Origin of the sequence: Streptomyces sp. ISL-99 (assembly GCF_018614005.1) — a bacterium.
Classification (GTDB): Bacteria; Actinomycetota; Actinomycetes; order Streptomycetales; family Streptomycetaceae; genus Streptomyces; species Streptomyces flavidovirens.
In genome coordinates, this window is the sequence record NZ_JAGGPC010000076.1 from 32,298 (window position 1) to 56,517 (window position 24,220).

The following is a 24,220-nucleotide window of genomic DNA, read 5'->3' on the forward strand; positions in this document are numbered from 1 at the left end:
ACGCCACCGGGAGTCCGTCACAAGATCTCCGGCTGTAGTACAAGGGATCGCTCATCCGCGGCCACGCTCCAATTTCTCGATCGGGGTAAACGTGTCGGGGCCGAGGTAACCCTCCAGTTCCTTGGTCCGCACGTGGTAGACGGGCTGACCGAGGTCATCCTTCAAGTGCGCAGTGGTCCTTGAGCTGGACGATCCCGGCTTCCATCACAGTGTGCCGGCCGACTTCCGTGAGCGCCTGGTCCAGGGCGATCGCGCCGACCGCCTCCTCGACCTCGCACTGTCCCGGCTCAAGGACGCCGGACTGGTGGGTGCAGCACCACGCAGCGCACCGATTCGACCCATGTCCTGGCCGCGGTACGCGACCTGACCCGGCTGGAGTTGATTACCGAGGCGGTGCGGGCCGCGCGCCGGCCTGGTCGACGAGGGCTGGGGACGCCGCTACGGCCGTCCGGTCCGCCTGGGCAAGAACCCCACCCGGCCCAAGACCAGGATCAACATTACCGGCGAGGACGCCGTCCGGCTGCTGGAACATCTCCAGCAACACGGGGGCCGGCCGCGCGTTCGGTCCCCAGGTCGAGGCCCTGCGGCAGATCATGGTGCAGAAGTACTACCGGCACGCGGCGGGCCGCTTGCGCTGGCGCACCGATGGCGACGGCGGGCTGCCACCCTCGTCCCGCGCGACCGTCTCCCCCTACGACCTCACGGCCCGCTACGTGCGCCGGGGGCCGACCAGCTGCTGGAAGAGGTTCGTCGCCCATCTCACCGAGACCTGCACCGCCGACAGCGCGAGTGTGACCACGGATGTGGCCACCTTCCCGGCCACCACGAACGATGCCCGGGCACTGCCCGGCATCCACACCCGCCTCAGGCGACGCGGACTGCTGCCGCCGAGCACCTGGTCGACGGCGGCTGCACCTCCCTGGCCCACCTGGAGCAGGCTGCCCGAGAGCACCAGGTCGCGGTCACCGGAACGCTGCCGGGCAACCCCACCCGCCAACACCGCCAGAACGAGGGCTTCGACCGGGACGACTTCCGCATCGACTTCGACCGCCGACAGGTCACCTGCCCGCAGGGCCAGGTCAGCAAGGGCTGGCACGGCCTCTACCCGACCTCCTCACCCACCGCGGCACCGTTGATCGTGGCACGGTTCACCAAGGGCCAGTGTCAGCCCTGCCCGGTCCGCACCCGGTGCACCACCTCCAGTGATGGCGCCCGGAACGCGGGGGGAACCCTGAGTCAAGTAGCGGTAACCCACTGGCCGGTCCGGGGTTACCGGCGGTTCGTAGTCGTTCTGGGTGCATGCCGATCCGGCGTGCACGTTGTCTTCCCTCGGCAAGACCTCAGGCGTACCTTGACGCCCAATCTGATGTGTCGTCAGTAACTTGCCTTCCGCGTAAGGGGACTCGAGGTGTCGTACCAGAAGCGGACAACTCTCGTGCTGGCGGCGGCGGTTGTGGGCTCGGTGGTGCTGCTGGCCGCCCCTGCGGCCCATGCCGACGTCGTGGACGTCAACTACCAGTGCAAGACGCCGATCGGGAACAAGGGAGCCGTCTCCCCGATCGACATCAAGGCCGTCAAGAGCGGCAGCGCGTACAAGCTCACCATGTCCTTCCAGAAGGGCGTCTCCTCCAGTCCCGTGGAGCTGGGCAAGGGAGCGATGAAGCCGAGCGCGGTCATCAAGCTGGGCGGCGCGGAGAGCGGCACCGTGCCGGTGTCCGGCCCGCCGAATCCGGCGGCCATCCCCGCCAACACTGCCATCAAAATCACCGACTTGACGGGTACGTACACGCCCGGCAAGAGCGGCAAGGTCACCTTCACGGCGTCCGTCCTGACCATCAAGGCGCTCGGTACGACCACCACCTGCACCCCGTCCAACAACCCCAAGCCGTCGCTCGAACTCGACGTCAAGGGCGCGGGCGGCGGCGGCTCGGGCGGCTCCTCGGGCGGTACGTCGGAGTCCGGGTCCGGCGGCGGCGGCTCGGGCGAGCTGCCGAAGACCGGCCCGCTGGACTCCGCCCTGGCGCTCGGCACGCTCGGCGGCACGGTCCTGCTGACCGGGGCGGCCGGGGCGCTGTGGCTGACCCGGCGCGGCCAGCGGCCCACGGGCTGAAGCGGCCCGTGCTGTCGCCGCGCCGTGTCCGTCACGCCGTAGCCGTGGTGCTGCTGTGCGCCGCCGCGGCCGTGGTGCCGCCGTCCGCCGCCGTGGCGGACGGGGGGCCGGCCTGGACGGCGGCCCCGAGCGGTAGCGGTGGCGGGGAGGGCCGACCGTACTTCTACCTGGAGGGCGTGGCCGGCACCGTCTTCGAGGACAAGCTGTCGCTGACCAACGCGGGCGACGAGCCCCGCACGGTCCGGCTGCGCGGCACGGGCGCGGACGGCGGGGGATGGATCGCGCTCGCCGCGGCCGAGGTGAAGATCCCGCCGCGCACCCGCGCGGAGGTCCCCTTCACGGTGACCGTCCCGGCCGGTGCGGCGCCCGGCGACCACCCCGGCGCGATCGTCGCCTCGGGCGGTGGCCGGGAGAAGGACGTACGCGTCCATCTGCGCGTCAGCGGTCCGACGCTGGCGGCGCTGACCGTCGAGGGCGTGACGGTACGGGAGCGGGGCGACGGCGCCGTCATCGAGTACGCACTGGTCAACCGGGGCAACACCACCCTCACCCCGCGCCTCGCTGTACGCGCCGAAGGCCTCCTCGGCGGCGAGATACTGCGCCGCGCGCCCCGCACGCTCCCGGAGCGGCTTGCCCCCGGCGCACGGGTGGAACGCACCGAACCCTGGCCCGACGCCCCCGCACTCGAAGCGGTGGACGTCCGCCTGACCGCGACGGCGGCGGGCGGCGCACGGGGCGAGGCGACGGCGTCCGCGTCGTTCGTGCCCTGGGGCACGGTGACGGGCACGGCGCTGCTGGTGGTGCTGGTCGCGGGAGGAGCAGCGGTACGGCGCGTACGCCGCAACGCGAGACCACTGACGCCGGACCCGGAATCAACGCGGCCCGAAAGACCTCTGGCAAAGGCAGGAGCAACGACGTGACCCCCGCCACCCCTGACCGCGCCGGTCCCCGCCCCTGGCCTGCTGCCGCCGCTGACCGTCCCGGTTCCGAGCCGTGGCCTGCTGCCCCTGCTGACTGCGCCGGTTCCGGGCCCTGGCCTGCTGCCGCCGCTGACCGCGCCGGACCCGGGCCCCGGCCCACTGACCCCGCTGACCGCACCGGACCCGGGCCCCGGCCCACTGCCGCCGCGAGCCCATGCGGCGCGAAGTGGCCCGGCGGTGCCTTCGGCTCTTCCGGCTCTTCACGCGGCGCGAAGCAGCCGCGCGCGGGGGTGTGGGGGCGGAGCCCCCACGGCTTCCGCCCGCCCGCACAGCGGGCGCAGGGGGGCTGGGGGCCCGCCCCCAGTTGTGGGAAGGGGCGGCGTGGGGGAAGACCCCCGGCCCGCGCCCCGAGGGCGGTAGCGGTGTTGCTCGTCTGCCTGACGGCGCTCGTCCTCCTCCCCACCGCCCCCGCCGGCGCGGACGCCGACCGGCCGCCCGAGGTCACGCTCTCCAAGCGGGAGGCCGGCAAGGGCGGTGACATCACCGTCAGCGGGAAGGGGTGGCGGCCCAAGACGCTCCTCATGATGCTGATCTGCGGTCAGTCCGCACCCGGCAGAGGCGTGATCGGCGGCACCAACTCCTGCGCCAACTCCGACGGCCGCGCCGTGACCACCGACGCCGACGGCGCCTTCCGCAAGGAGATGCCGGTGGCCGAGCCGCCCAGGCCGTGCCCGTGCGTCGTGCACGTCGCGACGGTCACCGGCAACGAACCCGCCGCAGCGGACGCCGAGTTCAAGGTCGCGGGCCACCCCGTCGCCCCGCTCCCGCAACCCGGCCGGGACGGAATGCTCGCCGTGCTCGCGGCGGCCCGGCTCGACGGTTCCGGCTCCGTACTGACGTGGTTCGGCGCCCCGCAGTCCCGCAGGCTCGTCGTCACCGTCGGCAATCTCGGCTCCGACCCGGTGAAGGACCCCGTCTTCCAGATCGGCACCTCGCACGGCGTCTTCGCCCCGCAGTGGGAGGAACGCCAGTGGCGGGGAACGATCCCGCCCGGCAAGAAGGCCCGGGTCGCCCTCGACGTACAGCTGCCGGCCGGCGCGCACGGCGACTACCTCGTCTCGCTGAAGTACGGGCAGAAGGTACTGGCCGAGCAGCCGTGGGGCGTGGGCCGGCCGTGGGGCGTCACGCTCTTCCGGGTCCTGCTGTGCGTGGTCGTCCCGGCGGCGGTGTTCCGTATCGGCATGGCGGTCGTCGACAAGGTCCGGCCGCGCACACCTGGCCGCCACCGCCCGGCCGCCCGCCTTCCGGCCAAGGTCCGTACGCCACGAAAAGAGGCGGCGCCCGCGCCACCTCCCACCGGCACCACGGCCCTGCCGTGGTTCACCCCGGACAACGCGCCGGGTCCGCGCACCCCGATCTCCGCACCGACGCAGCCTCAGAACAGTCCGACGGCGAAGGGAAATTCGTGACCACGCAACGGAGGATGAGCGCGGCTGGCGTCGCGCTGATGCTCGGCGGCGCGGGAATCCTGCTCGCGGCGAGTCCCGCGCAAGCAGCCGAAGTCTCGTACAAGACCGAGTGCATACCCCCGGCCATCTCCGGCCTGCCGCCCGTACAGGGCACCACGAAGGTGCAGATCACCGCACCCGCGGAGGCCAAGGTGGGCGACGAGATCGAGGTGGTGTGGAAGACGGTCGAGGCCGCTTCCAAGAACCCCGACGTCATCGATCTGGAGAAGGACACCGTCAAGCCGACCGGCACGGTCAAGGTGGGCGGCGCGGCGACCGCCGACCTGAAGATGGAAGGGCCGCGGCAGAATCCGCCGATCCCCAAGAACAGCCCGATGGTGCTGCCGGACATGAAGGGCAAGCTGAAGCTGGAGAAGGCCGGCGAGATCACGCTGACGCCCGACGCGTACAACATCAACGTCAGCAAGCCGATGTCCACGGACACCAAGTGCACGCCGAAGGAGACGGTCAAGGCCGCCGCGACCGTCAAGGTGACGGAGGGCGGCGGCGGTACTACGGGCGGCACGACGTCAGGCGGTACGACGTCCACTGGCGGCACTGCGTCGTCCGGCGGCAGCACTGCGTCGTCCGGCGGCACCAGCACGTCCGGCGGTGGCGGCGACGGCGGGCAGAGCGACTTCCCGGGCAAGGAGGTCACCGTCGCCTTCGAGTGCAAGTCGCCGGGCCCGGCGAGTATCAACTCCAAGGTGACGATCAACGCCAAGAAGAACGGCGGCAGTTACGACCTGATCGTCAAGACCGCCAAGGGCGTCATGGACAGCCCGGCCGCACTCCCGGCAGGTGCGCTGAAGCCGTCCATGGAGGTCCTGCGGGGCGGCGTCGACAAGGGCGTCGTCCCCGTAACGGGACCGCCCAACAAGGACCCGCTCGAACAGGGCAAACCGGTGGACCTGCCGGACATGACAGGCACGTACAAGCCAGGGGCGAGCGGCAAGTCCACACTCAGCCCCGGCACGCTCACGATCGACGTAACCCTGGGCGGCCAGAAGATCACCATCCCCTGCACGGTCAAGGGCAAGGCGGAGGTCTCCCTGGAACTCGACACCTCGGCCCAGCCGGGCGGCGCGTCGGGCGGCGGCTCCGCAGGTGGTTCGGCAGGCGGTTCGGCAGGAGGCGCTGCCGGCGGCGGCACCGCGTCCGGCGCAGGCGGCACCGACTCCGGCGGCGGCCTCGCCGACACCGGCGCAGCCGACAACGGCGGCCTGCGCGCACTCGGCCTGGTCGCCGGCACGGTGATCCTGCTGGGCGGCGCGGTCTTCACGTTCACCCCGTGGCGCCGGCTTCGCGGCCTGCGCTGACCGATGGCGTACGTACGCGGGTGTCCGGGACCGGCTCACAGGTCCCGGATACCCGCTTGCTAGGCGGTATCCGTACGGCAACCTGGGCAGGCGCAGGGCGCAAACCGCACCATCGGCTCGATCGGAGGAGCCACGTCCCGCGCGAGCGAGTACGTCGTACGCCGCCCCCAGGTCCGCCCACCGTCGCGCGACACCCGCAGCGTGATCGACGGGCCTGTTACCACTTGCCGCCGTACCTCGCCTGCTTCTGCCTCAGCCATTGCTTCACCTGTTCCGTCTCGGAGGCGGAGGCGGCGCGCAGGTCGTCGGCGCGGATCGTAGCGACGAAGTACACGAACCTCACCCGCCGTGACTCGCCCTCGACGCCGATCACTTTGCCGGGGCCGTAGACGTCGGTCCCGGTGTGGGCGACGTAGCAGCCCTCCTCGTACGGCATTGGCATAGCGACGTGCCGCCTCTCGTTCTCACGCTGTGTGTCGAATTACACACAGCGTGAGGTCGCCGCGAGTAGGCTCGCCAGTGGTTGAGGCGTGACAACGCCCATCGCACCTGCGGGAGTTGCTGATGGCCATTGAGGACAATCCCGAATCCCGGGTCCGTTACGGCGAGGAACTGCGCAACCGCCGTGAAGCGGCCGGGTTCACCCAGGAAGAACTGAGCGCGCGGGCGATCATGTCCCGCACCCACATCGCCCACATCGAGGCGGGCCGCCGCCGCCCGGACCTCCAGGACGCGCGTCGCCTGGACGACGTCCTGGCTACGGGCGGGCTTTTCGAGCGCTTCCTGCCGACGCTGGACGGCCGCAAGGTGGCCGAACACTTCAAGGAGGCCTTGGAGTTCGAGGGGCAGGCGACTGTGATCAGGGAGTACGCGCCGAAACTGGTACCCGGCATCCTCCAGACCGAGGCGTACGCACGCGAAGTGCTCAGCTCAGGTCATCCGCCCAAGAGCGAAGAGGAACGTGACAAGCTCCTCGTCACCCGACTCGAACGAGGCCGCATACTCGACAACTTCCACTCTCCGGTGGTGTGGACGATGCTCGACGAGGCGGTGCTGCGGCGCCCAGTCGGCGGCCCGGCGGTGATGTGCGAACAGCTCCGGCACATCGTGGCGTTGGGGGAGAGCCGCCGCATCCGTGTGCACGTGTTGCCGTTCGCGGTGGGCTACCACGCCATGCTGGAAGGCTTCGTCTCGCTCATGTGGTTCGAAGACCTCCCGCCCATCGCGTACGTGGAGGGCCTGAAGACCGGCAGGGTCTGGGAGTTGCCGTCCGTGGTACGCGAGTGCCAGGAGGCCTACGATCACGCCATGGGCGACGCGCTGTCGCACCGCAACTCCCTGGCTCTGATCAGGTCTGTCGCAGAGGATTACGAGCATGAAGCGCAGTGAGCACATCATCCCCGACGCCTCGGCGCTGTCCGTTTGGCGTAAGTCCTCATACAGCGGCGGAAGCAGCGGAGACTGCCTGGAAACCAGCGACCCCGCCGCCTACGCCGCCTGGCGCAAGTCCACCTACAGCGGCGGAAACAGCGGCGACTGCCTCGAAGTCAACGACGCCGCCTGCCCCGCCCACATCCCCGTCCGCGACAGCAAGAACCCGCACGGCCCCGCAGTCGCCTTCGCCGCCCCGGCCTGGGCGACGTTCGTGACCGCAGTCCGTACGGGCGACCTCCCCTCGCACTGAGAGCGCCGCTTGAGCTTCGGGGGCCGATGTCCGAGCGTCTTTTGCTAGGAATGGGTGGGTGGATTCAACCCACCCACCCTCCCTTGTCGCGCGCGAACTGACCGCCGTACCAGCGGAGATGATCGTGTCGCCACGCACCGCGTTTGCCGTGTGGCGTGCGGTCCAGCAAAACGACCCCCGCGTGGTGCGACAACACCACACAGGGGTCTCACCATCAAGATCGAAGAGAGCGATCCCATGGCTGTCAGCGGCTTAGCCGCGCCGCCCTGCACGCGCCCGCCCACCCGATGGCCAAGCCCGGGTTCGGAAAACAGAGCGCACCGGACCAGGAACCCCGCCACGGCCGCGACTTCGCACATCTGCCCAGGCGTGAAGCAGCGATCGCCACGTACATCGACCGGCTGCCCGACGGCGCCGACATCTCCATCAAGACGCTGGCCAGGGAGCTGGACGACTTCGGCCAGTGCGCCCTCGGCACCATCCTGCGGAACCTCTCCAAGGCCGGGCACCTGCGGCGCGTACGCCGGGACGTGCAGGACGCGGAGGGTGCGCGCTGGGTGCAGCGGACGTTCTTCACTCGCACCGCGCGCCCCGACGCCTGGTGGGAGGAGTTCCTCGGCGACAACGTCCCCCAGTCCGGCATGGCCGACCCCGCGCCCCGTGAGGAACCTGAGCGGCGCGGTTACAACGCCCTGGCCCGCCTCCCTGACGACTTGCTGGCGCTGATCGGTTCCGTCGACACACATCGAGGCATCGTTCCTCGATCTCGTCGCGCGCGGACGGTTTGAACTCGTCCACCCCACATCCCGGGTTGGCACACGCATGAAGGCCGGTCCCCGCACGCGGATGCGTGCCGCGGGACCGGCCTTCGCCGGGGACTGTGAGGTCAGCGGACGTCACCCATGAGCGCCCGGATCTTCTTGCCCGCCGTCATGAAGGCGAGACCCGCGACGACGGCGATGACCGCCCACAGCGAGTAGTAGAGGGCGTCACCGAGCGGCGCGTTCAGCTTGGTGGTCCAGCCGTTGAGGGCGTTGCCCGTGGACGTGGCGAGGAACCACAGACCCATGATCTGGCCGACGAACAGCTTCGGGGCCATCTTCGTCGACAGGGACAGACCGACAGGCGACAGGCACATCTCACCGATGGTCTGCGCCAGGTAGACGCTCAGCAGCCAGAAGACCGTGACCTTGCCGGTCTCGCTGTTCGCGGCGGCGGCGCCGGCCAGACCCATGATGCCGAAGGAGCCACCGATGAGAAGCATCGCCAGCGCGAACTTCATCGGGGTGCTGGGCTCGCGGTTGCGCTGGGCGAGCTTGACCCACAGGGTGGCGAAGACGGGGGCCAGGATGATGACCATCATCGGGTTGACCGACTGGTACCAGGAGGCCGGGAACTCCCAGCCGCCGATCATGCGGTCCGTCTTCTCGTCGGCGAAGAGCGTCAGCAGCGACCCGGACTGGTCGTAGATCATCCAGAACAGCACGGCGGTCACGAAGAACCACACGTACGCCTTGATCTTCGGCCGGTCCTCGCTGGTGAGCGCGGGGTTACGGAAAATCACGACGAAGTAGACGATCGGCACGACCACGCCGAGGACGGCCAGAACGTTGACGATGTGCTCGATCTTGTACGTACCCAGCAGGAGGTCGATCACCAGCGCGGCGGCGGCGATGCCGACCCACAGCCCGACCTTGCGCAGGACCGTGCGCTTCTCCTCCGGCGTGGCGGGCTTGGCCGGCTCCCTGCCGATGTCACCGAGGTGGCGGCCACCCAGGACGTACTGGACGACGGCGAGGGACATGCCGATACCGGCGACGGCGAAACCGAGGTGCCAGTTGACGTTCTCACCGAGGTAGCCGACGAGCAGCGGGGCGACCATGCCACCGATGTTGATCGCCATGTAGAAGAGGGTGAAACCGGCGTCACGGCGAGCGCTGGGCTGGCCTTCGTAGAGGCCACCGACCATCGCGGAGATGTTCGGCTTCAGCAGGCCGGTGCCGACCGCGATGAGTCCAAGGCCGCAGAAGAAGGCGATGTCGCTCGGGATCGCCAGGGTGAAGTGCCCCAGGGCAATGACGATGCCGCCGACGAGAACGGCCTTGCGCGCGCCCCAGAGACGGTCGGCGACCCATCCGCCGGGCATGGCGGCCATGTACACGACGGCGTTGTACACGCCGTAGATCGCGCCGGCGAGGACCTTTCGGTCCTCCAGGGGGCCGTCGAGAACGGCTGCCACCAAGTAGAGCGTGAGGATGGCGCGCATTCCGTACCAGGAGAAGCGCTCCCACATCTCCGTCATGAAGAGCGTGGCCATACCGCGGGGGTGGCCGAAGAAGGTCTTCTCGCCCGAGGGGGCCCCGGGGCTGTCCTTCGTCAGGCTGGACGCCATGGTCGATCCTTGCTTGCTCGGGACGCGTCCGCCTCGTGAGCGGTACGCGCCCGGTGGGGGGCGGCCGGCGTCGCGCGAGGGTGGCCCGGCCCATGGTCATTCACCGTGCGGGAGGGCGCATACCGATCCCGCAGAGAAAAGAGCCCTTTGGCGTGTTTCGCTGCCCAAAGGGCCCTCGGTCCTGCTGCAGACGACTCGCCACCATACGCCACGACAAGGGGGCATATGGAAGGACTTGAGAGATGGATCACAGGTTGCGCCGGAACCAACAGACCTGATTCCAAGGTCGATACCAGGATCGCATCCCACAGCCGCAGGACAGAACGATCATGTGGCGACCGGCCGCGGCCTGTCCTTCTCGCGGACTACCATCACTCCATGACCCGTGTACTGCTCGCCGAGGACGACGCATCCATCTCGGAGCCACTGGCCCGCGCCCTGCGTCGGGAGGGTTACGAGGTCGAGGTGCGCGAGGACGGCCCGTCCGCGCTCGACGCCGGTCTCCAGGGCGGCGTGGACCTGGTGGTGCTCGACCTGGGGCTGCCCGGCATGGACGGCCTGGAGGTCGCCCGCCGGCTGCGCGCCGAGGGCCACGCCATCCCGATCCTGGTGCTGACCGCCCGCGCCGACGAGGTGGACACCGTCGTCGGCCTCGACGCGGGCGCCGACGACTACGTCACCAAGCCGTTCCGGCTCGCCGAGCTCCTCGCCCGCGTACGGGCCCTCCTGCGGCGCGGCGCCAGCGAGCCCGCCCCCGCGCCCTCGACCCACGGCGTACGGATCGACGTCGAGTCGCACCGTGCGTGGATGGGCGAGGAGGAACTCCAGCTCACGGCAAAGGAGTTCGACCTCCTGCGGGTCCTCGTCCGGGCCGCGGGCCGCGTCGTCACCCGCGACCAGTTGATGCGCGAGGTCTGGGACACCACCTGGTGGTCGTCGACCAAGACCCTCGACATGCACATCTCGTGGCTCCGCAAGAAGCTCGGCGACGACGCCGCCAATCCGCGCTACATCGCCACCGTGCGGGGCGTCGGTTTCCGCTTCGAGAAGAGCTGACGTACACACACAGCCATGCGCCGCCGCCTGATCAACTCCACGCTCGCCGTAGTGCTCGTCGTCATCGCCGTCTTCGGCGTCTCCCTCGTCATCGTCGAGATGCGCACCATCAGCAACAGCGCCCAGGAGAGCGTCGACTCCGAGGCGGTGCGCCTGATCAGCGTCGTGGAGAGCCGCGTCCTCGGTGAGGAGAGCGTCAATCCCAGCGTGCTGGGCGATCAGATCCACCCCAGGCGGTACGCCCGCATCGAACTGCCGGGCCGCGCCCCCATCGAGATCGGCGAACGCCCCCAGGGCAGCGTCATCACGGGCGTCGAGCGGGGCGACTCCGGCGAGGTCGTCACGGTCATGGAGTCCCGCTCCACCGTCACCGACGAAGTCGGCCGTACGCTCATGATCATCGGGGCGGTGGCGCTGCTCGCCGTGATCGCCGCGGTCCTGCTCGCCGTACGCCAGGCGAACCGGCTGGCCTCCCCGCTCACCGACCTCGCCGAGACCGCCGAGCGCCTCGGCTCGGGGGACCCGCGCCCCCGCCACAAGCGGTACGGCGTACCCGAGCTCGACCGGGTCGCCGACGTGCTCGACTCCAGCGCCGAGCGCATCGGCCGGATGCTCACCGCCGAGCGCAGACTCGCCGCCGACGCCTCCCACCAGCTCCGTACGCCGCTGACCGCGCTCTCCATGCGGCTGGAGGAGATCACCCTCACCGAGGACCTGGACACGGTGAAGGAGGAGGCGACGATCGCGCTGACACAGGTCGAGCGGCTCACCGACGTCGTGCAGCGGCTGCTCACCAATTCCCGCGACCCGCGCACCGGCTCCGCCGTCGCCTTCGACCTCGACGAGGTCGTCAAACAGCAGATCGAGGAGTGGCGCCCGGCCTACCGCAGCGCGGGCCGCGCCATCGTGCACTCGGGCAAGCACGGCATGCGGGCCGTCGGCACGCCGGGCGCCGTCGCCCAGGTACTCGCCGCGCTGATCGAGAACTCCCTCATGCACGGTGGCGGTACGGTCGCGCTGCGTACCCGCGTCACCGGCAATCAGGCCGTCATCGAGGTGACCGACGAGGGTCCCGGCGTCCCCGCCGACCTCGGCGCGCGGATCTTCGAGCGCAGCATCAGCGGCCGTAACTCCACCGGGATCGGCCTGGCCGTCGCGCGCGACCTGGCGGAGGCGGACGGCGGGCGCCTCGAAATGCTCCAGCAGCAGCCGCCGGTCTTCGCGCTCTTCCTGAGCAGGGTGACGCGTCCCAAGGGGGAGGAGCCGCCGCCCGAGCCGCAGCCCGAGCCGACGGTCAGGTGACGGTCAGGCGACGTCAGGTGACGCGGTCGCCTTCGACTACCCGCGGGTCGTCCAGGAACGGACCCGCCGCCTGCGCGGCGTCGCGCGTCACCGGCAGCTTCTGGAAGACCCAGGTGCGGTACGACCAGAACCGGAAGATGGTCGCGATGCCGATGCCGAGGAACTTGAAGGCGTTGCTCTGGAGCGGGCTGTCCCAGCCGAAGCCGGACGTCGCGACGTACAGCACACCGCTCTGGATCACCAGGCCGATCGCGCTGAACAGCAGGAAGAGGGTCAGCTCCCGGCTCTTGTGGTCCTTGTCGCGCTCCCGGTAGGTGAAGTAGCGAAAGCCCAGGTAGTTGAAGCCGATCGCGACGACTGTGGCGATGATGCCGCCGGGGACGACCGGGACGTCCATGAAGTGGCACAGCAGGTTGAACAGCCCGAGGTCCACGAGGAGCCCCAGCCCGCCGACGGTGCCGAACTTGGCGAACTCGCGCGCGAGCTGCTCCAGGCGCCTGCGCAGGGGGCCACCGTCCCGTCCGATCATGGTGTTCGCAAGCCCCGTTTCGGTCGATGTCGTCGACGTTCGGTCATGTCGTCAACCCAGCCATGCTAACCAGCGGCTTCCGGAGATGTCCGGCGCGCGGGTGAGAGCCAGCCGCGGACAGGGGCCCGCGGGCCTGCGGATACCCTGGAGGAGTGACGTTCCCCGTAGTCGGCATGGTCGGTGGCGGTCAGCTCGCCCGTATGACCCACGAGGCAGGCATCCCCCTCGGCATCAGATTCAAGCTCCTCAGTGACACCCCCCAGGACTCGGCGGCCCAGGTCGTCAGCGATGTCGTCATCGGCGACTACCGCGATCTGGACACACTGCGCGCTTTCGCGCGCGGCTGCGACGTGATCACTTTCGATCACGAGCACGTCCCGACCGAGCACCTGCGGGCCCTGGAAGCGGACGGCATCCCCGTCCGGCCGGGGCCCGACGCACTGGTGCACGCCCAGGACAAGGGCGTGATGCGAGCGAAGCTCACGCAGATCGGAGCGCCTTGCCCGCGCCACCGCATCGTGAGCGACCCGGCGGACGCGGTGGCCTTCGCCACCGAGACCGGCGGCTTCCCGGTGATCCTCAAGACCGTGCGCGGCGGATACGACGGCAAGGGCGTCTGGTTCGTACGCGACGAGAAGGACGCGGAGGAGCCCTTCAAGGCGGGCGTCCCGGTCCTCGCGGAGGAGAAGGTCGACTTCGTACGGGAACTGGCGGCGAACATCGTCCGCTCCCCGCACGGCCAGGCCGTCGCCTACCCCGTCGTCGAGTCGCGGCAGGTCGACGGAGTCTGCGACACCGTGATCGCCCCGGCGCCCGGCCTCTCCGACGAGCTCGGCGGCCAGGCGCAGGCGCTGGCGCTGCGCATAGCGAAGGAGCTCGGCGTCGTCGGCCACCTCGCCGTCGAACTCTTCGAGACGGTGGACGGCCGGATCCTGGTCAACGAACTGGCGATGCGCCCGCACAACTCCGGGCACTGGACGCAGGACGGCGCGGTCACCTCGCAGTTCGCCAACCATGTGCGGGCCGTCCTGGACCTGCCGCTCGGCGACCCGCGCCCGCGCGCGAAGTGGACGGTCATGGCGAACGTCCTCGGCGGCGACTACCCGGACATGTACCAGGCGTACCTGCACTGCATGGCGCGCGACCCGCAGCTCAAGATCCACATGTACGGAAAGGACGTGAAGCCCGGCCGCAAGGTCGGCCACGTCAACACCTACGGCGACGACCTCGACGACGCGCTGGAGCGCGCCCGTCACGCCGCCGGCTACCTGCGAGGAACGATCACCGAATGACGACCTCTGCTGCTTCCGCTCCCGTAGTCGGCATCGTGATGGGGTCGGACTCCGACTGGCCCGTCATGGAGGCGGCGGCCAAGGCGCTGGACGAGTTCTCGATTCCGTACGAGGTCGACGTCGTCTCGGCGCACCGGATGCCGCGCGAGATGATCGCGTACGGCGAGGAGGCGGACGGCCGCGGCCTCAAGGTGATCATCGCGGGCGCGGGCGGCGCGGCGCACCTGCCGGGCATGCTGGCGTCGGTGACGCCGCTGCCGGTGATCGGCGTACCGGTCCCGCTCAAGTACCTCGACGGCATGGACTCGCTTCTGTCCATCGTGCAGATGCCGGCGGGTGTCCCGGTTGCCACGGTCTCGGTGGCGGGCGCGCGCAACGCGGGGCTGCTGGCGACCCGCATGCTCGCGGCGCACGACGTGGAACTCCTCGCCCGCATGCGGGAGTTCCAGCAGGAGCTGAACGACCAGGCGACGGAGAAGGGCAAGCGGCTGCGCGCGAAGGCGCAGGGCGCGGACTCCTTCGGCTTCGGCAAGTGAAGGCTCCGGACGCGGACCAACTGGCCAGGGCCCGCGAGTTGCTCGCCGCGTACCCGGTGGTCGACGGCCACAACGACCTGCCGTGGGCGCTGCGCGAGCAGGTCCGTTACGACCTGGACCGGCGGGACATCGCCACCGACCAGTCCGCCTGCCTCCACACCGACATCCCCCGCCTGCGGGCGGGGGGTGTCGGGGCGCAGTTCTGGTCCGTGTACGTATGCTCCGACCTGGCCGGGGACGACGCGGTCAGCGCGACGCTGGAGCAGATCGACGTCGTCACGCAACTCCTGGCCCGCTACCCGGACCACCTGGTGCGCGCGCTGACGGCGGACGACATGGAGTCGGCGCGGGGCGAGGGGCGGATCGCCTCTTTGACGGGGGCCGAGGGCGGCCACTCGATCAACAACTCCCTCGCCACCCTGCGGGCGCTGCACACGCTGGGCGTCCGGTACATGACCCTGACCCACAACGACAACATCGCGTGGGCGGACTCGGCCACGGACGAGCCGGGGGTGGGCGGCCTTTCGCCGTTCGGCCGCGAGGTGGTCCGCGAGATGAACCGCGTCGGCATGCTGGTCGACCTGTCCCACGTGGCGGCCACGACGATGCGGGCGGCCCTGGAGGTGTCGGCGGCCCCGGTGATCTTCTCGCACTCGTCGGCGCGGGCGGTGTGCGACCACCCGCGCAACATTCCGGACGACGTACTGGAGCTGCTCCCGGCGAACGGGGGTGTGGCCATGGCGACGTTCGTGCCGAAGTTCGTGCTGCCGGAGGCGGTGGAGTGGACGCGGCGCGCCGACGAGAACATGCGGGCGCACGGCTTGCACCACCTGGCGACGACGCCGGACGCGATGAAGGTTCACGCCGCGTTCGAGGAGGCGAACCCGCGGCCGGTCGCGACGGTGGCGACGGTCGCCGACCACCTCGACCACATGCGCGAGGTCGCGGGCATCGACCACATCGGCATCGGCGGCGACTACGACGGCACGGCGTTCACCCCGGCCGGCCTGGAGGACGTGGCAGGCTACCCGAACCTGATCGCGGAGCTGCTGCGGCGTGGCTGGTCGGAGCCCGACGTAGCCAAACTGACCTGGCACAACGCGGTACGGGCACTGCGCGACGCGGAGTCGGTCTCGAAGGCCCTGCAACACCACCCCCCGTCGAACGCGACCCTCGCGGAACTGGACGGGTAGCGGGTCGCTTGCGCGGGGGCTTTGGGGTCGGTGCCGCGCCGGGGCGTCTCCTCGGGTGCCGAACGTTCGGGTAGGTGTTGTTTCCTTCCCGGTGGTTGCGTTCGACACCCTGCGGGGAGCGCCCCGACACGTCCCCTCCCCGGTGGCGTGGCAAGCGAAGCGGGGCCGGGCGTGCCCGCCGGCGGTTGCCGCAACGCGGCAATTTCAGCCCCTCCGGTGTTTGAGGACACGCCCGTAGGGCGTCCGGGGTCTGGGGCGGAGCCCCAGTTCGGGAAGGGGCGGGTAGGGGAAGGCCCCGCGCAGCGGCCCCCCGGCCCCGCCCCGCGCAAGGCCCGTACCCCGAACGCACCACCCGCCGTGAAGCCTCGCCGCTCCCGTGTCACCGTGGCCGTACTTCGTCCATGAATTCGGAGTCCCGTCATGGCAGATCTGCAGGACGACCCGCACACCTCGTCCACCGCCGCGGTCGGCGAGCTCGACCGAATACCGCGGACCGACGTCCCGGAGAGCACGGAAGCCGCGCCTCCGGAGGGCTTGTCCGAGGCCGCGCCGCCTAACGAGATCGACGAGATCGTGTTCGAAGAGCCGGCGTCCGACGAACCCGAGCCTGCCCCGCCACCCGCCCCCGAGGACAGCCTCGGCCGCGCCCGCGCGCTCCTCGTCGAGCACCCCGTCGCCGACGGGTTCAACCGCCTCGCCTGGACCCTCGCCCAGCGCCAGTGGCACGACCTGGAGCTGGGCGAGAGCACCCTGGACACCGACATCCCCCGCCTGCGCACCGGCGGCGTCGGCGCCCAGTTCTGGTCTCTCCTCGTCCCGGCGGAGTACGCCGGCGACCGGGCCATCAGCGCCACCCTCGAACAGATCGACCTCGTCAAGAAGGTCGTGGCCGCCTACCCCGAGGGCCTGCGTCTCGCCCTCTCCGCCGGCGACATGGCCGACGCCCGCAACTGCGGACGCATCGCCTCCCTCCTCGGCCCCGTCTCCGGCCACGCCCTGGGCGAGTCCCTGGGCACGCTCCGCGCGTACCACGCACTCGGCGTACGCAGCCTCGCGTTCGCCGGCACGCGCTGGGCGGGCGCCAAGGGGGAGGGGCTGACCCCCTTCGGGCAGGAAGTCGTACGGGAGATGAACCGCCTCGGCGTACTCATCGACCTGACCGGCGCCCCCGCCGAAACCGTGCACGGCGTGCTGTCCGTCAGCCGCGCCCCGGTGGTCCTCTCGCACTCGGGAGCCCGCGCACTCACCGACGCCCCGGCCAACGCCTCCGATGGCGTACTGCGCGCCCTCACCCCCGACAAGGGCGTCTGCATGGTCGGCTTCGCCCCCGAACAGACCGTGCGCCGGGTCGCCGATCATCTCGACCACGTGCGCGAGGTGGCGGGCCGGGAGTGCGTCGGACTCAGTGGCATGTACGGGGCGGATGTGGCCGACGTACCGCACGGGGACGACCTCCGGGACGTCTCGTGCTACCCGCATCTCATCGCGGAGCTGTTCGACCGCGGCTGGGACGAGGCCGACCTGGCCCTGCTGACGTGGGGCAACGCGGCGCGGGTGGTACGGGACATGGAGTTCATCTCCCGCGCCACCCGCCGCCGCCATCCCGTCCCCGTCACCCCGTGACGCCGGCCGCTCAGCAGGCGCAGAGGCAGAACGGGTGCCCGGCCGGGTCGGCGTAGACCCGCCAGGACCGCCCCCGGTCGGCAGCGTCCAGCGGCTTCGCGCCGAGCGCGAGCGCCCGTTCTTCCGCCGCGTCCAGATCGTCGACCGTCAGGTCGAGATGAAACTGCTGCGAGCCCTCCGGCGCGGGCCACCGCGGTGGTACGAACCCGGGCGCCTTCTGGAAGGCGAGCGGCGTCCCCTCGTATCCGTCGAGGTCCACCCACGCCTCGTCGCCGCCCTTGGGCTCCCCGCCCAGCAGCTCCGCGTAGAAGCGCGCGAGAGCGTCCGGGTCCGGACAGTCCAGAACGACGGTCCCCAGCTTGGCGACGGCTGTGTTTCCCATGCTGATTCCTCCCTCAGGCCGGTCAGTTGTTACCGGTAAACCCGCTCAACCGGTAACCGTTACTGCATACTCCCGCATTGGGGGTAACCTCGCAACCATGAATGACAGGGCACCCGCACCGGGAGAGCTCGCACTGGTGGAAGCCCTGGTGAACACCCTCGACGTGGAGACGGGCGCGGACTCCCTCGACACGGAGGCCGGCCGCACGGCTTTCGGCCTCGCCGAAACCGACGTACCGGCGGCGCGCGAACTCCGCGAGGCCCTGCGCGCCGCGTGCCTGGCCCACGCGGGTCACGACGTATCCACCGCGCCCCTCGACCGGCTACTGGCGGCGGCCCCGCTCCTGGTCACGGTGGACGGCGCGGGAGCGGCCTCCCTGCGCCCCGCGGATCCCGGTGCCCTCGCCTCCCGCGTGGCCGCGGCCATCGCGACGGCGAGCGCCGACGGCACGTGGCTGCGCCTCAAGGCGTGCGAGGCCGAGGACTGCCTGTGGGCGTACTACGACCGCAGCCCGGCGGGCCGGAGCCGCTGGTGCACGATGGCGGTCTGCGGCAGCCGCGCCAAGATGCGCAAGTACCGCGCGGGCCGCACGAAATCCTGACGGGGCGGGTGAAACGCGAAGGGCGCCCCCCGGCCGACCGAAGTCGGCGTACTCAGGAGGACGCCCTCACCAGAAGCCTCAAAAGCCCTTACGCCTTCGGCCTGCCCATCGCCCGGTACGTCCAGCCCGCCCCGCGCCACAGCTCCGGATCCAGCGCGTTGCGCCCGTCCAGGATCAGCCGCTCCGAAGCCACCTCGCCCAGCATCTCCGGGTCCAGCTCCCGGAACTCGCGCCACTCCGTCAGGTGCAGCACCACGTCCGCGCCGCGCACCGCGTCGACCGCGGTCGGGGCGTATCCAAGGGTGGGGAAGAGTCGCTGCGCGTTCTCCATGCCCTTCGGGTCGTACACAGTCACCTGACCGCCCTGGAGGTGGATCTGCCCGGCGACATTGAGCGCCGGCGAGTCCCGTACGTCGTCCGAGTCCGGCTTGAACGTCGCACCCAGCACCGCGACCCGCTTCCCCAGGAAGCCGCCGCTGCCACCGACGGCCTCGCGCGCCAGCTCGACCATGTGGCCTCGCCGCCGCATGTTGATCGAGTCGACCTCGCGCAGGAACGTGAGTGCCTGGTCGGCGCCCAGCTCACCCGCGCGCGCCATGAAGGCCCGGATGTCCTTGGGCAGGCAGCCGCCGCCGAAGCCGATGCCGGCGCGCAGGAACTTCTTGCCGATCCGCTCGTCGTACCCGATGGCCTCGGCCAGCTTCACCACGTCGCCGTCGGCCGCCTCGCACACCTCGGCCATCGCGTTGATGAACGAGATCTTCGTCGCCAGGAAGGAATTCGCGGACGTCTTCACGAGCTCGGCGGTCGGGAAGTCGGTCACCACGAAGGGAGACCCCTCCTCGATCGGACCGGCGTACACCTCACGCAGCAGCTTCTCCGCGCGCTCACTCTCCACACCGGCCACGATCCGGTCCGGGTGCAGCGTGTCCTGTACGGCGAACCCCTCGCGCAGGAACTCCGGGTTCCACGCGAGTTCCGCGTCCGCCCCCACGGGGGCGAGCTCCGTGAGCAGCTTCGCGAGCCGTTCCGCGCTGCCCACCGGGACGGTCGACTTGCCGACAACCAGCGCCGGGCGGGTCAGCTGCGGCGCGAGCGAGGTGAAGGCGGACTCGACGTAACTCATGTCGCACGCGTACTCACCGTGCTTCTGCGGCGTGTTCACGCACACGAAGTGCACGTCGCCGAACGCGCCGATCTCCTCCCACGAGGTGGTGAAGCGCAGTCGCCCGCTCGACCCCTCGATCCCCGCGACATGCTTGCGCAGCAGGTCTTCGAGCCCCGGTTCGTACATCGGGACCTTACCGGCCGCCAGCATCTCGATCTTCTCGGGCACGACATCGAGGCCGAGGACTTCGAAGCCCAGCTCAGCCATGGCCGCGGCGTGGGTGGCGCCGAGGTACCCGGTGCCGATCACGGTGATCTTGAGGGCCATGGAGTGCTCCAGAGAGGTGCGGGCAGACATTCGCCGACCGAGCATAGTCGGGCGTGCCCACGGGAACCTGTTCCCGTGTTCCCCCCTGTCGGCAAGCTCACGTATCCCTACAGCCGCCCTGCCCCCTAAAATTGGGGTTACTTAACGGTAGTTAGCATCCTTGGGGAGTGAGAGACCTTGGCAGGCTCGCCTGATTTCGACCTGTACCGCACGTCCGAGGAGCACGACATGCTCCGTGACGCGGTGCGCTCGCTCGCCGAGGCGAAGATCGCGCCGTACGCCGCAGAGGTCGACGAGGAGGCCCGCTTCCCGCAGGAGGCGCTGGAGGCCCTGGTCTCCTCCGACCTCCAGGCCATCCACGTCCCCGAGGCCTACGGCGGCGCGGGCGCGGACGCCCTGGCCACCGTCATCGTCATCGAAGAGGTCGCGCGGGTCTGCGCCTCCTCCTCCCTGATCCCGGCGGTCAACAAGCTCGGCTCGCTCCCGGTCATCCTCTCCGGCAGCGAGGACCTGAAGAAGAAGTACATGACGCCGCTCGCCAAGGGCGAGGGCATGTTCTCGTACTGCCTCTCCGAGCCGGACGCGGGCTCCGACGCGGCGGGCATGAAGACCAAGGCGGTCCGCGACGGCGACTACTGGGTGCTCAACGGCGTGAAGCGGTGGATCACCAACGCGGGCGTCAGTGAGTACTACACGGTCATGGCCGTCACCGACCCGGCCAAGCGCTCCAAGGGCATCAGCGCCTTCGTCGTCGAGAAGTCGGACGAGGGCGTGTCCTTCGGCGCGCCGGAGAAGAAGCTCGGCATCAAGGGCTCGCCGACCCGCGAGGTCTACCTCGACAACGTCCGCATCCCCGCCGACCGCATGATCGGCGAGGAGGGCACCGGCTTCGCCACCGCGATGAAGACCCTGGACCACACCCGCATCACGATCGCGGCCCAGGCCCTCGGCATCGCCCAGGGCGCCCTCGACTACGCCAAGGGCTACGTCCAGGAGCGCAAGCAGTTCGGCAAGCCGATCGGCGACTTCCAGGGCGTCCAGTTCATGCTCGCCGACATGGCCATGAAGCTGGAGGCCGCCCGCCAGCTCACGTACGCGGCCGCCGCCAAGTCCGAGCGCGTCGACGCCGACCTGACCTTCTTCGGCGCCGCGGCCAAGTGCTACGCCTCCGACGCTGCCATGGAGATCACCACGGACGCGGTCCAGCTCCTCGGCGGCTACGGCTACACCCGCGACTACCCGGTCGAACGCATGATGCGCGACGCCAAGATCACCCAGATCTACGAGGGCACGAACCAGGTCCAGCGGATCGTGATGGCGAGGAACCTTCCGTAGCCTCAAATTTCATCCGAACTAGCAGGTCAGAGGCACCCCTCGGGGTGCCTCTTGGCTTCCGGATGTCTCCGGATGGTTCAGCCCGCTTCCTGATCTCAGGCTGGCCCGGTGCTGGCCAGTGCAGTGATCCTCTGACGTGTGGTCAGGAGACTCGTTGTCACCCGCAGAGCAGGCAAGGGCCCTCTCCGACCAAGATTCTTATTCCAGTACTGGAATAGTCCCGTTCCGGCATAGACGCCTCACCGAGCGGTCTCCTAGCGTCGTCTGCGCGGTCGGGAGGCACCCGGCCGAGAAGGGGGCGGCATGGCGGCCAAAGAGGGACTTACGCGTCTCACAGGGAACGTCTACGGACCGAACTGTGACGACGACGATTGCCCGAACGTGTATGCCACCAAGCGCGGCACGTTCGTCGTCCAGGGGGACACCTTCGACGGCTTCCAGGCACCGGACGGCGAAGGTCTCGTGGAGATCCCCGAGCATGTTCTGAGGGAGGCTATTCGTGTTCTTGGATGGTGACGAGTGGCGAAAGTTCTTCGACGGCTTCGAACGCGAAGCCTTTCGGTTTGAGACTCAGCCGAAGTACACCATGCCCAATGAGGCCGCGAGCTTGGCAAGCTTCCTGCGTGGCGAACCAAAGCCGCATGACCACAACAGTCGATGGCATGGGCGGGTCCGCGCATACGTGGAGTCCGGTAAGCGGATTGGTCGAGTGCGTGTCGTTCAACAACCGCTCACGGACTACCAGCGTTACCAGCTTTCATGGGGAATCCCGGGCAACGTCGCAGCCGGCGAAGCTATCCGGATTCTCGATCTGACTGTGACGGAACTCGATCTGCCGACCGAGCAAGACTGGTGGATGTTCGACGATGCACGAGTGGTTCAGCTGAACTACCGGCCCGACGGAACGCAGATCAATCGGGAAGTGGTTGAAGGGGACCTTGAGCCTTACCGGATCTGGAAGCGCCTTGCCCTTGATGCTGCCATCCCGTACGCGGAGTACGCGAAAGACCACTAGTGACACTAGAGCCTGAGCAGCTAGGGCAGTCAAAGAGCGACCTAGCTGAGACGCTGAGAGCGTTGCGGAAGCGAGTCGGTCTCACAGGGGACCGGCTCGCTAAGCGTTGCGCCATGAGTCAGAGCAAAATTTCAAAGATCGAGACCGGAAAGGTAACCCCGAGTCTCGTAGACGTTGAACGAATTCTGACTGCCCTTGAGGCCCCGCAAGAGCTCGTGGCCGAGGTGACGGCGCTTGCGCGCATCGCTAACACCGAGTGGCAGGACAAACGTTCATCCTGGCGACGGGGGCTTGAGAAGCGACAGGCCGAACTGGCCTCGCTCGAAGCTACCTCGACAGATCTCCGGTACTTCCTGCCCGCCATGGTCACGGGTTTGCTGGCAACCCCGGAGTACATCAAGGCAAGCCTTACCCATTCTCCGGGAGACACGACAAAGACTGTTGCAAAGAAGCTTGAGCGTCAGGCCATCCTTTACGACTCCTCGAAGTCGTTCACGTTTCTTCTTACCGAGCAAGCCATCAGATGGGCGATAGTTCCGCCATCGGCCCTCGCCATTCAGGTCGATCGCCTGGCCTCACTATCTCGACTCCCCAACATTCGAGTCGGGGTTCTTCCGAACGGAACACGCAGCACCCGTGGACCCATGAACACGTTCACGACCTACGATGGGCGACTCGCCACAGTCGAGACATTCACCGGAAGAATCGTGTTTCAGGACCCCAGGGACGTAGCTCAGTACCTAGAGATCTTCTCGATGTACGAGCAGCAAGCTCTTTTTGGCGAGGCGGCTCGTCAGTTTCTTTCTGAGTCCGTTGAGTCCATCCTTCATGATCTTTAGCCCACAACGGGAATGACTCCGGCTCCAAGTCGAAACACCCCTTACGTTTATGCCCTACCAAGGGAACTCGGAGGGGCAAGTGATGAGCTGATGGCTGTCACCACAGATGGGCACCAAGCCTCGCTGTCTAGGCGGCCGCCGAAGCCGTTCGAGTACTGCGGTCGCTGCATTGGCACCCGCTCGATTTGGTGCCCCAACTGCTGCGGTTTTGCTGGGTGCAGCACCTGCGCGTACACGTTTGAGGTTCGGTGTCCTGCGTGCGCGGGTGGAAAGCTGGAGGGACCGATTCGATGGTGAACGAGAGTTGCCGTATCTGTTGCAGCTACCGCGACGCTGCCACGCGTGGCGTATGTGACGAGTCATGCACGCCCTTTGGGACTCATCCCGGCGGCCACACTTTCGAGTTCGCCGATCCGGAGTGCGAAGCCATCGAGGCTTCCTCGGAGTTCCGCCGGCTCAAGGCCGAACTCGACGCCACTCTGCGCGCAGTGCGTCGCGCGTGCCCCTAGGTTCCCGCTTCCTGCTGGTTGATGTCTCCGTCAAGGCAACTCCGCGTCGGGAACCCCGGCAGGGGCGGGTCAGCAAATGCGGTGCGGGGACCGTCTCCGCGCTGTTCGGCGAAGGGAATAGGCACCATGACCGAACGACCGGAATTCGAGTTCGTCAGCGCTGCGGCATGCCGTGATGCGCGAGTGGACAACTGCCCCCAGGTGGCGCTCAACATGCCGGGAGTGGTGGCGTTGCGGGACAGCGAGCGACCCGACACCATCGTCACCATGACGGTCGACCAGTGGGCGACGCTCACGGACGCCGTAAAGGCCGGAGAGTTCGACGTGACCACCTGAGAGTAGGACCCGTGGAGAACTGCCCCCGCTGTGCTGCTGATTGCCCCAGGGACCCTGAGAACGGGTTGCCGTGGTGTGCACAGTGCGGGGCGTTCTTCGGGCTCTCCCTGCCCGACTGCCGGGGCTTGTGGTGGTGGCGCAACGCTGCGACACGAGCCCCGGCCCGACTGCGTGAGCACTGAGGCGGACTGCCCGCGCGCCCGACGCTGGCGATTCGCACAAGACGGAGGGGCCGGGACGGTGATCCGTCCCAGCCCCTTCGACGTCGTGGCGTCGTGGCCGCTAGGCCGTGTTTTAGGAAGCG

Annotated in this window: 26 protein-coding genes; 20 read left to right on the forward strand and 6 right to left on the reverse strand. The window is 69.2% G+C overall.

The window, feature by feature from the left end; translation table 11 throughout:
- The first annotated feature begins 172 nt into the window (after positions 1-172).
- On the forward strand, positions 173-367 hold the full coding sequence (locus J7E91_RS36515; protein WP_251016607.1) for a hypothetical protein: 195 nt from the start codon (positions 173-175) through the stop codon (positions 365-367).
- A 342-nt stretch (positions 368-709) separates the two neighbouring features.
- Here J7E91_RS36515 and J7E91_RS36520 read toward each other — a convergent pair whose 3' ends face one another.
- Complete coding sequence (locus J7E91_RS36520) at positions 710-1,096, reverse strand: hypothetical protein (RefSeq protein WP_251016608.1); 387 nt, start codon at positions 1,094-1,096, stop codon at positions 710-712.
- Between the two features lie 312 nt (positions 1,097-1,408).
- Between J7E91_RS36520 and J7E91_RS32790 the strand changes: the two genes are divergently transcribed.
- From J7E91_RS32790 to J7E91_RS32805, 4 genes are all read left to right on the forward strand, one after another.
- Positions 1,409-2,110, forward strand: coding sequence for a peptidase (locus J7E91_RS32790; protein ID WP_214910599.1), 702 nt, complete (start codon positions 1,409-1,411; stop codon positions 2,108-2,110).
- 8 nt (positions 2,111-2,118) lie between these two features.
- Positions 2,119-3,030 carry a hypothetical protein gene (locus J7E91_RS32795; RefSeq protein ID WP_308377529.1) on the forward strand — a complete coding sequence of 304 codons (912 nt, stop codon included), beginning with the start codon at positions 2,119-2,121 and terminating at the stop codon, positions 3,028-3,030.
- A gap of 422 nt (positions 3,031-3,452) precedes the next feature.
- Positions 3,453-4,499, forward strand: coding sequence for a hypothetical protein (locus J7E91_RS32800; protein WP_214910601.1), 1,047 nt, complete (start codon positions 3,453-3,455; stop codon positions 4,497-4,499).
- Positions 4,500-4,513: 14 nt separating this feature from the next.
- Positions 4,514-5,857, forward strand: a complete 1,344-nt coding sequence (locus J7E91_RS32805; RefSeq protein ID WP_214910603.1) for a hypothetical protein — start codon at positions 4,514-4,516, stop codon at positions 5,855-5,857.
- Between the two features lie 217 nt (positions 5,858-6,074).
- On the opposite strand, the gene J7E91_RS32810 is transcribed toward J7E91_RS32805, so the two are convergent.
- Positions 6,075-6,299, reverse strand: coding sequence for a hypothetical protein (locus J7E91_RS32810; protein WP_214910605.1), 225 nt, complete (start codon positions 6,297-6,299; stop codon positions 6,075-6,077).
- 122 nt (positions 6,300-6,421) lie between these two features.
- Between J7E91_RS32810 and J7E91_RS32815 the strand changes: the two genes are divergently transcribed.
- The 3 genes from J7E91_RS32815 (at position 6,422) to J7E91_RS32825 (ending at position 8,329) form a co-directional block, all read left to right on the forward strand.
- Positions 6,422-7,246 (forward strand): helix-turn-helix transcriptional regulator, encoded by an 825-nt coding sequence (locus J7E91_RS32815; protein WP_214910608.1) that lies wholly within the window; start codon positions 6,422-6,424, stop codon positions 7,244-7,246.
- The gene (locus J7E91_RS32820; RefSeq protein WP_214910610.1) at positions 7,233-7,541 is read left to right on the forward strand and encodes a DUF397 domain-containing protein; all 309 of its coding nucleotides are present in this window, start codon (positions 7,233-7,235) and stop codon (positions 7,539-7,541) included. The genes J7E91_RS32815 and J7E91_RS32820 overlap by 14 nt, the downstream gene beginning before the upstream one ends.
- Positions 7,542-7,828: 287 nt before the next feature.
- Positions 7,829-8,329 carry a hypothetical protein gene (locus J7E91_RS32825; protein WP_214910612.1) on the forward strand — a complete coding sequence of 167 codons (501 nt, stop codon included), beginning with the start codon at positions 7,829-7,831 and terminating at the stop codon, positions 8,327-8,329.
- Between the two features lie 98 nt (positions 8,330-8,427).
- Here the strand turns inward: J7E91_RS32825 and J7E91_RS32830 are convergent, their stop codons facing one another.
- Positions 8,428-9,933, reverse strand: a complete 1,506-nt coding sequence (locus J7E91_RS32830) for a peptide MFS transporter (RefSeq protein WP_214910614.1) — start codon at positions 9,931-9,933, stop codon at positions 8,428-8,430.
- Positions 9,934-10,311: 378 nt separating this feature from the next.
- Between J7E91_RS32830 and J7E91_RS32835 the strand changes: the two genes are divergently transcribed.
- Together J7E91_RS32835 and J7E91_RS32840 are read left to right on the forward strand one after the other, a co-directional pair.
- Complete coding sequence (locus J7E91_RS32835; RefSeq protein WP_214910616.1) at positions 10,312-10,989, forward strand: response regulator transcription factor; 678 nt, start codon at positions 10,312-10,314, stop codon at positions 10,987-10,989.
- A gap of 15 nt (positions 10,990-11,004) precedes the next feature.
- A complete protein-coding gene (locus tag J7E91_RS32840) occupies positions 11,005-12,291 on the forward strand; it encodes an ATP-binding protein (protein WP_214910618.1) in 1,287 nt (428 codons plus the stop codon).
- Positions 12,292-12,304: 13 nt separating this feature from the next.
- On the opposite strand, the gene J7E91_RS32845 is transcribed toward J7E91_RS32840, so the two are convergent.
- Complete coding sequence (locus J7E91_RS32845) at positions 12,305-12,820, reverse strand: GtrA family protein (RefSeq protein WP_214910620.1); 516 nt, start codon at positions 12,818-12,820, stop codon at positions 12,305-12,307.
- A 173-nt stretch (positions 12,821-12,993) separates the two neighbouring features.
- Here J7E91_RS32845 and J7E91_RS32850 point away from each other — a divergent pair, with 173 nt between their 5' ends.
- From J7E91_RS32850 to J7E91_RS32865, 4 genes are all read left to right on the forward strand, one after another.
- Positions 12,994-14,112 carry a 5-(carboxyamino)imidazole ribonucleotide synthase gene (locus tag J7E91_RS32850; RefSeq protein WP_251016622.1) on the forward strand — a complete coding sequence of 373 codons (1,119 nt, stop codon included), beginning with the start codon at positions 12,994-12,996 and terminating at the stop codon, positions 14,110-14,112.
- Complete coding sequence (gene purE / locus J7E91_RS32855) at positions 14,109-14,648, forward strand: 5-(carboxyamino)imidazole ribonucleotide mutase (RefSeq protein ID WP_214910625.1); 540 nt, start codon at positions 14,109-14,111, stop codon at positions 14,646-14,648. Before J7E91_RS32850 ends, purE begins: the two co-directional genes overlap by 4 nt.
- Positions 14,645-15,841 (forward strand): dipeptidase, encoded by a 1,197-nt coding sequence (locus tag J7E91_RS32860; protein ID WP_214910627.1) that lies wholly within the window; start codon positions 14,645-14,647, stop codon positions 15,839-15,841. The genes purE and J7E91_RS32860 overlap by 4 nt, the downstream gene beginning before the upstream one ends.
- A 420-nt stretch (positions 15,842-16,261) precedes the next feature.
- Positions 16,262-17,464 (forward strand): dipeptidase, encoded by a 1,203-nt coding sequence (locus J7E91_RS32865; RefSeq protein ID WP_214910629.1) that lies wholly within the window; start codon positions 16,262-16,264, stop codon positions 17,462-17,464.
- A gap of 10 nt (positions 17,465-17,474) precedes the next feature.
- Here the strand turns inward: J7E91_RS32865 and J7E91_RS32870 are convergent, their stop codons facing one another.
- A complete protein-coding gene (locus tag J7E91_RS32870; RefSeq protein ID WP_214910631.1) occupies positions 17,475-17,846 on the reverse strand; it encodes a VOC family protein in 372 nt (123 codons plus the stop codon).
- 97 nt (positions 17,847-17,943) lie between these two features.
- Between J7E91_RS32870 and J7E91_RS32875 the strand changes: the two genes are divergently transcribed.
- On the forward strand, positions 17,944-18,447 hold the full coding sequence (locus J7E91_RS32875) for a CGNR zinc finger domain-containing protein (protein WP_214910634.1): 504 nt from the start codon (positions 17,944-17,946) through the stop codon (positions 18,445-18,447).
- Positions 18,448-18,535: 88 nt separating this feature from the next.
- On the opposite strand, the gene J7E91_RS32880 is transcribed toward J7E91_RS32875, so the two are convergent.
- Positions 18,536-19,882, reverse strand: a complete 1,347-nt coding sequence (locus J7E91_RS32880) for a UDP-glucose/GDP-mannose dehydrogenase family protein (protein WP_214910652.1) — start codon at positions 19,880-19,882, stop codon at positions 18,536-18,538.
- Between the two features lie 177 nt (positions 19,883-20,059).
- Between J7E91_RS32880 and J7E91_RS32885 the strand changes: the two genes are divergently transcribed.
- The 5 genes from J7E91_RS32885 to J7E91_RS32905 all read left to right on the forward strand — a co-directional run bounded on the left by J7E91_RS32885 (position 20,060) and on the right by J7E91_RS32905 (position 23,916).
- Positions 20,060-21,217, forward strand: coding sequence for an acyl-CoA dehydrogenase family protein (locus tag J7E91_RS32885; RefSeq protein WP_214910636.1), 1,158 nt, complete (start codon positions 20,060-20,062; stop codon positions 21,215-21,217).
- 303 nt (positions 21,218-21,520) lie between these two features.
- Positions 21,521-21,733, forward strand: a complete 213-nt coding sequence (locus tag J7E91_RS32890; RefSeq protein WP_214910638.1) for a hypothetical protein — start codon at positions 21,521-21,523, stop codon at positions 21,731-21,733.
- Positions 21,717-22,232, forward strand: a complete 516-nt coding sequence (locus J7E91_RS32895) for a DUF6879 family protein (protein WP_214910640.1) — start codon at positions 21,717-21,719, stop codon at positions 22,230-22,232. The genes J7E91_RS32890 and J7E91_RS32895 overlap by 17 nt, the downstream gene beginning before the upstream one ends.
- Positions 22,232-23,071, forward strand: a complete 840-nt coding sequence (locus J7E91_RS32900; protein ID WP_214910642.1) for a helix-turn-helix transcriptional regulator — start codon at positions 22,232-22,234, stop codon at positions 23,069-23,071. The genes J7E91_RS32895 and J7E91_RS32900 overlap by 1 nt, the downstream gene beginning before the upstream one ends.
- Before the next feature lie 635 nt (positions 23,072-23,706).
- Positions 23,707-23,916, forward strand: a complete 210-nt coding sequence (locus tag J7E91_RS32905) for a DUF397 domain-containing protein (protein WP_214910644.1) — start codon at positions 23,707-23,709, stop codon at positions 23,914-23,916.
- Positions 23,917-24,220 lie beyond the last annotated feature (304 nt).